Genomic DNA, 9,067 nt, shown 5'->3' on the forward strand with positions numbered 1-9,067 from the left:
TTCGACGCCTGCCAACACGCGCAGCGGCACCGTCACATTCCTGTGATCGATGGCAGGCATCGAATAACCCTTAACGAACCCGGAAGTTCAGAGCAAGACCCAATCGATGCTGAGATCGTCGACAGCACCGCTCAAGATCCGCTCAGGTTCGACGATTTTCCTCACCATCGTCCCAGTACCGCAGTGGGTCACGATGGTCTGGATAACGTAGGTCAAGCTACACTACGAGCTTTGTCCAATCTGGATGGTGGGTTCCTGTCCGCGCGGACCAGTTCGACGATCGTCTGGGCGCGCGGTCAGCCATCGCGACGCTTCCCGTACGCATCAGGCGGCGCCGTAAAGCGTTTCAGCAGGGCCCGGGCCTCCGCCAGGAAGGCGCCAGGGAACTTGCGGCACAGCGCCTCGAACATCGGTCGCGCGTCCTGCAGGCGCGCGGCGACCCGCCTTGCCTTGCTCACTCCAACTTCTTCCGCGCCGATGCCAGTCGGCTCCGCGAACACGACCTGCTGCAGCAGGACCACGGCACCACATTCCGCGATCTGTTCCAGCACTGGCCCAAAGTCGCTGCCGAACAGCACGGGTCCGTAGGTCAGCACGAGGGCCGTGAGCACCAGCAACTCGACGCGACTCGGCTTCACCGGCAGCGGCACCGGCTGCCCCTGCACGATCTGGCGCAGCGCCGCCGCGCGACGGCTGCGCATGATGGTCCGGTCGAGCTCGAGCACGATGCGCGCGATTTCGGGATCCGGCAGCGCGCCGAAGTCGTCGTCATCCGCGTCGTCGGCATCATCGGCATCGAAGCCGGCAAAGTCGTGCGTCACGGGCCTCTGCCCTCTGTTGTAAACGGGAATTCGAGGATTCTACCTCTGAAACGTTATCCCGATAATAGAACCTATAAGGAATGCTAATCGAAATTAGCGCGGCCGTTTTTAGCTAGTCACCTCGGCGAATGAATACGGAAGAGCAGCGCCGGTGACCGCTGTTTCAGACGGCTGATTTCTATCGTAGGTAAGGGGCCCAACGACTGTAGAACGAAGGAAGACGAGATTTTGTCGCGTGAGGCCGGATCGGCGCAGCTGGGACGTTGGCAATTCTACGAAAAAAGCCCTGGCGCTCGAGCGCTGGGCAAGCCATCGGCTCAGCCGGTGGCGGAGGTGGGGAAAACCAAACTGGCCGGTCGTGTCCGACAGCGGCCAGTTTGTTTAAACGAGACGAACCTTGTCGGCTTCGAGCCGGTTTAATGACCGAAGTAGACCGGTGCGACGCTATTGCCCGTGTGCGCCGGGGCGCCCGAAGCTGATGACGTGTCGGCAACGCCGCCGTAGCTCGTCTGGCCGTTCTGTGCCGCGACCTTGGCTTCGGCAGCTTGAATCGCTGCCGGATACGTCGTGCGATCCATGCTCGGGTTGTAGCCCGCCCGCTCGACTTGCACCAGATCTGCCTTAACTTGAGCACGGGTCAGCGACTGGCTTTGAGCGAAGGACGAGACTGCCGGGATGGCCAATGCAGCGGCGACGATGATGGTTGCGAGTTTCATGATGCTTACCTCCAGATCTTTGTTTTTCGCAAACAGCCCTGTTTGCGTTTCAGTGATCCCAGTATAGGTAAGTGAACCTTTAATATTGATGTGCAATGCAACAAAAGACTCTTGCGGCATCCGGGATAACCCTAAACGCCGGCTCCGCTACTAGTCGAATCGCCGCTGGGACGACGTTAGAGCGATACCACCTGTAATGCGTTTGAATTACAATGCAGGAGAAACTGAGTCACTCAAAGGAGTTCCGTTATGGCCGCAAGTGCATTAGTACAGACCCGCATCGATCCGGTGCTGAAAGAACGCGCGGCCGAGGTACTCGAAAACATGGGGCTGACGGTCTCCGACGCCGTGCGTATCCTGCTGACGCGCGTCGCAAATGAAGGCGCACTTCCTTTCGCACTCGCTGCCGACCCTGCTGTCCATGACGCTTGGTTCCGCGCCAAAGTACAGGAGGCATTAGCGGATCCGCGGCCGGCTGTTCCGGACGATGACGTGGACGCCCATTTCGCTAGACGTCGCGCAGCAGCGCTGCGTAAAGTCGAAGGGTGATGCGTGAGGCTTGAATGGTCGATCTTCGCGCTTGAGGACCGAGACCGCATTTTCGATCACATCGAAGCCGAGAGCCCGCGTGCTGCCGTTACGGTCGATAATCGGATTCGCACTCAAGTCCGCCAACTGCTTCAGTTCCCTGAAACTGGCCGGCTGGGTCGCATCGAAGGGACTCGTGAACTGGTCATTAGCGGAACGCCGTACATCGCAGCCTATCGGATCAGCGGCGACGGCGTGCGCATCCTGCGCGTGCTGCATGGCGCACAGCAATGGCCCGACGAGATGTCGGACGCGTGAGTTGAAGTTCCCTGACATCAACAGCGACGGTCACCGTGCTGAACACAGCCGTCATCTCATGAGCGGCCCCCGATCATCCGTGCCTTAGCGCGGCTCTTCGTCTGGACGCCGAGTGGGATGACGGTAGGACGAGATGGACGATGCGCCGTCTGGAAGGACCGGCGACGTCTCACGGAAGGGCATCGCTGGTGCCTTTTTCTATGCCCACTCGAGCAGCGAAAGCTTGAGGCGATGCGGCCGTCGACGGCGGCCGCAAATACGAAAGCAGCATCTCGACCTGCATCTCAGTCACCGCCTCGATGACCGACGGCTCGGCGTAGTTCCGCCCAACGAACGCTTTCAGGGTGAACCGGTTGGAAACCGGGTAATAGCCCGTTGCGGCCAGCGTGACATAGAAATCCAGCGCGTCTACATTGGCCCGGAAGTCCCCCGGAGCGGCCCCGCGCGCCAAGGTCGCGCGCAACAAGTCGACCACCGGCGAAATGGCCTCGGTCAGCTTAGGCGAGCGCTCGAGGTACTGCCCTTCATGCAGATTTTCGTTGTTGATGAGGTTCAGCCACTTTGGGTTTTCCCTGAAGTAGTTCCAGATGGAAAGCGCGAGCGCGCGAACCGCATCTGCAGGCTGCAGCCCCGCGAGGTCCAGCCTCACTTCATGACGCGCAATTCGGCATACATTGCTTCCAGAACCGCGACATATAGCCCTTCCTTGCTTTGGAAGTAGTAGTAGAGCATTCGCTCGTTGGTGTCCGCAGCCGTTGCGATGGCGTCCACGCGCGCCCCGGAGAGCCCGTAGGTCGAAAACTGTTGCGTCGCGGCCTGAAGAATGCGCCGCCGTGTCCCCTCGGCGTCTCTTTTCGTTCTCGGCTCGTTCATGGTCGGCGGCCTTCAACAAATGCAGGTAACGCTTCATTATGCGCGCGCTTCGTCGGGGACATCCCCGTCCCGGTTCTCTCCGCTCAGACTGGAGGAAGCAGGCGGCCGCGCCTTTGCCAGTCAGGATGAGGCCATCAGCATTGGCCTCAGTGCGGCGCAGCGAAACGTTGATGATCTTCCTCGCTGAGCACGTCGGGCGCACGTCTGACCCGAATCAGGCTGGCGCGCGCTTTTTAGCGTGTCGGATGTCTTTTCCCTCGACAACGTACACCACGAACTCGGCAATGTTTTTCGCATGGTCGCCGATCCGTTCAACGGCTTTGGCGACGAACATGTAGTCCAGTGCCACGCCAATCGCGCGAGGGTGCGCGCTCATGTACGGCACCATGCGCGTGGTGAACGAACGAAACTGGGCGTCGATGGCTTGATCGTCGACTTTCACCTGCGCCGCGGCGGCGGTATCCATCCGGGCGAACGCGTCGAGCGCACGACGCAGAAGATCGAGCGCCAGCTCGCCGGCGACGAGCACCTCGGATAGATCGATCGCGCGAGCGTCTGGATCGTCGCTCAGTCGCTCGGCGCGTTTGCCAATCTTTCGGGCTTCGTCCGCCGCCCGTTCCAGATTGGCGGTGCATTTGGAGGTCGCCATCAGCAACCGCAGGTCTCGGGCGGCAGGCTGCCGCCGCGCGATGACGTTGCTCAACACCTCGTCGATCTCACGTTCCATCGCGTTGATCCGATGTTCATCTTCGATGAGGGCGGGAAGGATCGCGGGATCGCGTCGTTTCAACAGACCGATGGACCGAGCGACTTGCGCTTCGACCAGCCCGCCCATCTCAAGCAACCGCGTGGACAGGCGGACCAGCTCTGCATGGTATTGGCTCGATAGATGGGTGTTCGACAATCCCGCCTCCGCGTGTGGATGAGGCCGCCCTAGGTGAGCCAGAGCGCCATGAATTTCAGTTCGATGACCGGCAGCACCGCGGCAGGCGACACTTTCCCGATCAGCGTGTTTTTTGGTGTCGCAACGCCGGGACGCGCGGCCATGCGTTACCCGGTGAGCTACAACTGGTGACTCAGAATGCGTGCGCTTCTCATGCGCCAGTCTTGCGCGCGACGAGGCCCGTATAGTAGCGAGCCACTTCTCCACCACCCGCTGTTTTTCGGCCTGGACATAGAGGGTCGTCGTTTGCAGCGAGGCGTGACCGAGCACCTTCTGCACGACATCCACCGGCACCTCGTCCGCGACCGACTGGGTGCCGAAGGTGTGGCGAAATACATGCGCATTCGACTGCCCGAGCCTCACGCGTTCATCGAGGCTCAAGTCATCCATCGTCTCAACCAGTTCGGTGACCATTCGACTAATCAGCCGGTTCAGTCCATCCGCGGTGTAGCCCGCTTCCTTCGCAAGCTTCCTTTCACCATTCTGACCCGTTCTATGTCGCCGGCGTGACGCGTCGGTCCACGGAATGACAACGGGGCTCAGCAGCGGCCCGCTCTGTTTGTCTTCTTCGGTCGCGCCGTCGAAATCCTGCCCCCGGTCGGCCCAATGCGCGCGCAGCGCGTTCAGCGTCGCGGCGCTCACCGGCACCGTGCGTTCGCGCTGGCCCTTGCCAACGAGGGTCAGCTCCCAGACCGGCCGCTCGGGGGTTCCAAAGGACGAAGGGCGCAGATGCTCGCGCCGGGCGCTTGCGGCTTCTTCGCGTCGCAGACCGGAATCGCCCATCAACAAGATTGCCGCGCGCACGGCGCGCCACTGCATGCCGTTTCGACGCGGGTTCGTGTCCATGCGCCACGGCGCACCGGCCGTCGCCTCGCCCTCGTCTGTCGAGCGGGCATCGAGCGCATCGCGCAGCTTGCGCCAAAGATCGGCCGGCAAGGCGTGTTCGATCTTCATCGCGCGTTCCCGCTTGATCACCACCGGATCGTTGACCGCCTTCCACGGGTTGCCGGCGAGATAGCGGACGTCCACCCACCAGGCGAATGCCGTACGTAGTACCCGAACGGTATAACGCTGCGATTCGGGTGAAAGCGTCGCGGACAGCGACGCCTTACCGTCGGCCGCGACAGAGGAGCTGGACAAGGCGAACGGTCGCCAGCGCGGCGAGTGCCGGGGGAAGCGCTCGCCGACGAAGCGCGGGTCCGGCGCTTTCAGAAAGTCCTTGTAAGCCTCGCAATCATCCACGCACAGATCCCTGAGCGCCTTGCCACGCAGCACCACCGCCCACAACAGAAAACGCTCGAGCTCTTTGGTGTACGCGCCAAGCGTTTTCGGCTGATCGCGATAACGGTTCCAATACGCGCGCACCCGCATCCAGATCGTGCTTCGCCTGGATATAGCAGAACGCCGCCGAACGGTTTTCGCCAGCGGCGCCGGACAGCGCGTGCGGCACCGCCAGGCGTTCGAGCGGCGCGAGCCTCAGCCGAGGCAACGTTCCGCGCGGTCCTCGGTCCGCGTCGCTGTCGAGATACGACTCGGGTACGACTTTGACCAGTTCATCGGCCACCAGCGGCACGCCGTCGCGCTCTTCCGAGTCGATGTCGATGTCGACCGTCAGTCGCAACTTCGCCTGCTGCTTGCGCAGCCAGCTCACGATCGCCCGCGCCCGACCGCGACCGATGCGCGGAATCGAGCGCCACCAGCTCGGGCCGCGCCGGTTGCAGAACGCGACCAACTCACCGAGCGTGGCGATCCCCTCCGCTTTCAACCGGCGCGCGAGGTGCGGACGCAACCAGGCGCCGATCGGGTGATCCGCGTGCGGGGCCGCTGCGGCCAGTTGCGCCGCTTCGGTGACCATGCGGAAGGTGACCGCCGTGAGCAACGGTCGACCATGCTGACGAATCGAGGCGCGCAGATGATCGGCGAGCGCCGCGGACCCGTGCGCCAGCGCCAGCGAAACCAGCGCGTCGAGCATCGTGGTGAGATGCCGCTCCATCGCGCCGGGCGTCGCCGCGTGAGGGTCCTCATCGGGATCGTGTAATAGGTGCGCGCGATAACCGCGGGCGGAATGCGTTGAACATACGCGCGCAGCGCCGTGAAATCCTTGGTCGTGTAGCGCCGCTCAAGCGCGGGTGACTCAGTGAGCTTTTCCGGGGCGCGCGCCGGCGTGGCGGTGATCTTCTCGGGGGAGGCGGCCGTGCGCTCAGGCATCGTCGCCCTCCTCATCGAACGTGTCGCCTGGCTCGTCGTCCGACTCATCGCCTGACTCGTCGCGGCCGCAGCGTTGGCCGTTCGGCGGCGCCGGCGCCGGCGCGCGCAGCCGAGGCAAGCCGAGTTGCGCGAGCGCGTCGCTCGCCTGCGCCATGAACGCCTCGGGCCACGTCGCACACAGAAACTCGAACGCGGTGCGCGCGTCCCGCACCAGCTCCGCCAGTCGCGCATTCTCCGCGGCATACGCGGTGACATCGAAGTGAGTCGTCGGGCGCGCGCCATACATCACGCGCTGCACCAGCTTGACCGCGCCGTAGTCCGCAATGAAGTCGATCACCGGCAAAAACCGCCGCGCCGAACTGAGCGCGGCGCCATAGGTTTCGGCCAGCGCAATCACCACCGCCAGTTCGAGCCGCGACGGCTTCACCGGCAGCAGCGGCACCGCATCGCCGTGCGCGGTCAGCCACGCGACGGCGGCCCGGCGCTTGAGCGTAATGGCCTCATCCACCGCGAGCACCACCTGCGCGACCGCTGCGGTCGGCGCCTCGCTGAACCATTGCTCGTCGGGCCAGGCATCGCTCGGCCTTTTCGGCTGGTCATGCCGCTCGTGATCCGGGTTGGCGTCCGAGTTGGGGTCATCCGGCGGAAAGGCTTGTGCCACGACGCTCTCCCCTCTTTTATAAATCGCAAATGCGCTATTCTACCCCCGAAACGCTATCCCGATAATAGACGTTATCAGGACTGCTAATCAGGCACGCACCTCCTTTTTTTGGCGGTCATGCGAACGATCAACGCCCGGCTGGACCAAGCCCATGGACCCGGTCGGCTAGATACCGAGCCTTCACGGCGGAGCGTCCTCACTGTTAAAGACATTGACCGGAGGAGTGGGCATGGGCCTGCCCTCGACGTAGGCGAGCGCTGAGCGAATCGCAAACTGCATCGCTGGGCTTCCGTTCGGAAAGATGCCAGGTTCCAGAAGCGAATTTGTTTCGCCATCCTTACCCCGAGTGAATGCGCGAGCGACAAAAGCGTTGCCGACCCGCACCGCGGAAGGTTGGCGGCGGCGCCATGATGGTAGAAAATTATAGCCAGCCCTCTGGGACGCTTTCCCAATAGGACGGCCGCTCGCCGACCCGCGCCGAAGAGCTTGCGACACGCAGGACGACTGGTAAGCCTTGCGCGCGTGCACTACCTAAAATAGCTAACCAACCCCCATTCAAGAGGCGCTGCAATTGTCAACTGGGAGGCTTCATGGACCTTTTCGACAAGCTCCACGAGCAGATCGATACGGTGCGACTGCCGCTGTTTGCCGTCACCGTCACCGCTGCGGCGCACATCAACACGCCGCTGATCGTGTTACTTCACTGGCACGGATTCCGGCGTGCAACGCCCTTGGCGTTGCCCGGCGTTGATATTCCGTCACGCCCCATTCCCCCATCGACTATCACGCTGAATCTTCAATGGCGCTGCTTCGAGACGGTGGATTTGCTGGTGCTAGACGCAGCCTGGCAACTGGGCGCGTGGGAGATCGAGCGCATCGAGCAGCGCAGTTGCAACGTCATAGGCGCAAGCGCGGCAGAGGCGCTCGCCTGCCGGCAGGCGTTCGGTTTCTACGAGGCAGATGCGAGCAACAGGGCGCCGCTAGACGATGACGACAGTGAGCGCGCAAGGTTAATGCAACTCGCTGCGCGCCGAGGCTATCTCCGCTGGATGTTTCGACCTGTGCAGTCTGGCTTGTGGCGCGTGCTCGACGAACCGGACGACACTTTGGACGCTAATGGCGGGCGCCGGCCGCCGTGTCCTGCGGCGCCTATATCCCGCCGGCGAGACCACCGAAGGCGCACGGTTTATCGGCTCGGCCGAGTGCATTGTACTCTGCTGCCGCTATGAAACAAAAAGTTACAAATCGCCATTTCGCCAGCCCTTGAATCAAAAACGCCCGCCCTTATTTCGCATTTCGCTAGGTTTGGCTCGGCTGCACGGTGGCACTTAGCGTGTCGCAGTCGTGCAGCCGGATTCCCTTATTGGTGATCCTTTAATCGCTCAGGAGATGGAAATGCGTATTCGTCCCCTCTACGACCGGGTTATCGTCAAGCGAATCGAAACGCAACGGACGACAGCTTCGGGCATCGCAATTCCCGATTCAGCAGCAGAAAAACCAGAACAAGGCGAAGTTGTCGCAGTTGGCAGCGGGCGGCTGCTGCAGGACGGCGCGCTGCGCCCGCTCCAGCTACAGGTCGGTGACCAGGTTCTATACGACAAATACGCAGGCCAGACCGTCAAGGTCGATGGCGAGGAGTTGCTCGTCATGCGCGAGGAGGACGTCATGGGCGCTCTCGAGGCGGACGCCGGTTCAGCGCGCAAGGCTGCCTGAAGACAAATAGGGTCTTCGCCGCTGGGCTGATCGTCGCGCCGGTAATTTGCGCCGGTCAACGCATCGGTAGGTCGCGACCCGCTGGTCAACGACAAACTCCAGAGCAATAACATGAGTGCAAAAGAGGTCAAATTACACGATACCGCCCGTGCCCGCATCGTCAAGGGCGTCAATGTGCTGGCCGATGCCGTGAAGGTGACGTTTGGGCTCAAAGGCAGAAACGTCCTGATCGAACGCAGCTTCGGCGCGCCGACCATCACGAAGGATGGGGTGTCAGTCGCCAAGG

Annotated in this window: 9 protein-coding genes and 3 pseudogenes; 5 read left to right on the forward strand and 7 right to left on the reverse strand. The window is 62.3% G+C overall.

Going from position 1 to position 9,067, the window contains the following annotated elements; all coding sequences use genetic code 11:
• Positions 1-296: 296 nt before the first annotated feature.
• Together AWB74_RS42660 and AWB74_RS42665 are read right to left on the reverse strand one after the other, a co-directional pair.
• Positions 297-821, reverse strand: coding sequence for a hypothetical protein (locus AWB74_RS42660; RefSeq protein ID WP_061152538.1), 525 nt, complete (start codon positions 819-821; stop codon positions 297-299).
• Between the two features lie 416 nt (positions 822-1,237).
• Positions 1,238-1,657: a DUF4148 domain-containing protein gene (locus AWB74_RS42665; RefSeq protein ID WP_327363249.1), complete on the reverse strand. Its 420-nt coding sequence runs from the start codon at positions 1,655-1,657 to the stop codon at positions 1,238-1,240.
• A 129-nt stretch (positions 1,658-1,786) separates the two neighbouring features.
• Here AWB74_RS42665 and AWB74_RS42670 point away from each other — a divergent pair, with 129 nt between their 5' ends.
• Entirely contained in the window at positions 1,787-2,086 is a 300-nt protein-coding gene (locus AWB74_RS42670) for a type II toxin-antitoxin system RelB/DinJ family antitoxin (protein ID WP_087039552.1), read from the forward strand.
• A gap of 3 nt (positions 2,087-2,089) precedes the next feature.
• Positions 2,090-2,383, forward strand: a complete 294-nt coding sequence (locus tag AWB74_RS42675; protein WP_087039553.1) for a type II toxin-antitoxin system RelE/ParE family toxin — start codon at positions 2,090-2,092, stop codon at positions 2,381-2,383.
• Between the two features lie 169 nt (positions 2,384-2,552).
• On the opposite strand, the pseudogene AWB74_RS42680 reads toward AWB74_RS42675, so the two are convergent.
• The 5 genes and pseudogenes from AWB74_RS42680 to AWB74_RS42700 all read right to left on the reverse strand — a co-directional run bounded on the left by AWB74_RS42680 (position 2,553) and on the right by AWB74_RS42700 (position 7,068).
• Positions 2,553-3,256, reverse strand: a pseudogene (locus AWB74_RS42680) (TetR/AcrR family transcriptional regulator).
• Between the two features lie 214 nt (positions 3,257-3,470).
• Positions 3,471-4,160 carry a phosphate signaling complex protein PhoU gene (gene phoU, locus AWB74_RS42690; RefSeq protein ID WP_087039554.1) on the reverse strand — a complete coding sequence of 230 codons (690 nt, stop codon included), beginning with the start codon at positions 4,158-4,160 and terminating at the stop codon, positions 3,471-3,473.
• Positions 4,161-4,472: 312 nt separating this feature from the next.
• Positions 4,473-5,153: pseudogene (locus AWB74_RS48505) on the reverse strand (integrase); the annotation flags it as partial.
• A 280-nt stretch (positions 5,154-5,433) separates the two neighbouring features.
• On the reverse strand, positions 5,434-6,192 hold the full coding sequence (locus AWB74_RS48510) for a phage integrase family protein (RefSeq protein ID WP_327363252.1): 759 nt from the start codon (positions 6,190-6,192) through the stop codon (positions 5,434-5,436).
• 207 nt (positions 6,193-6,399) lie between these two features.
• Positions 6,400-7,068: a hypothetical protein gene (locus AWB74_RS42700; RefSeq protein ID WP_235024924.1), complete on the reverse strand. Its 669-nt coding sequence runs from the start codon at positions 7,066-7,068 to the stop codon at positions 6,400-6,402.
• A gap of 590 nt (positions 7,069-7,658) precedes the next feature.
• Here AWB74_RS42700 and AWB74_RS42710 point away from each other — a divergent pair.
• The 3 genes and pseudogenes from AWB74_RS42710 to groEL form a co-directional block, all read left to right on the forward strand.
• Positions 7,659-8,297, forward strand: coding sequence for a hypothetical protein (locus tag AWB74_RS42710; protein WP_061152541.1), 639 nt, complete (start codon positions 7,659-7,661; stop codon positions 8,295-8,297).
• 166 nt (positions 8,298-8,463) lie between these two features.
• On the forward strand, positions 8,464-8,781 hold the full coding sequence (locus AWB74_RS42715; protein WP_061152545.1) for a co-chaperone GroES: 318 nt from the start codon (positions 8,464-8,466) through the stop codon (positions 8,779-8,781).
• A gap of 111 nt (positions 8,782-8,892) precedes the next feature.
• A pseudogene (gene groEL / locus AWB74_RS45410) lies at positions 8,893-9,067 on the forward strand (chaperonin GroEL); the annotation flags it as partial.

The sequence above is a fragment of the Caballeronia arvi genome, assembly GCF_001544695.2.
Taxonomy (GTDB): domain Bacteria; phylum Pseudomonadota; class Gammaproteobacteria; order Burkholderiales; family Burkholderiaceae; genus Caballeronia; species Caballeronia arvi.

Excerpts from the sequence above, each read along its gene's own strand:
- AWB74_RS42665 (WP_327363249.1), bottom strand. The coding sequence starts at position 1,657 with ATGCCGCAAGAGTCTTTTGTTGCATTGCACATCAATATTAAAGGTTCA.
- AWB74_RS42670 (WP_087039552.1), top strand. The coding sequence starts at position 1,787 with ATGGCCGCAAGTGCATTAGTACAGACCCGCATCGATCCGGTGCTGAAA.
- AWB74_RS48510 (WP_327363252.1), bottom strand. The coding sequence starts at position 6,192 with ATGGAGCGGCATCTCACCACGATGCTCGACGCGCTGGTTTCGCTGGCG.
- AWB74_RS42710 (WP_061152541.1), top strand. The coding sequence starts at position 7,659 with ATGGACCTTTTCGACAAGCTCCACGAGCAGATCGATACGGTGCGACTG.
- AWB74_RS42715 (WP_061152545.1), top strand. The coding sequence starts at position 8,464 with ATGCGTATTCGTCCCCTCTACGACCGGGTTATCGTCAAGCGAATCGAA.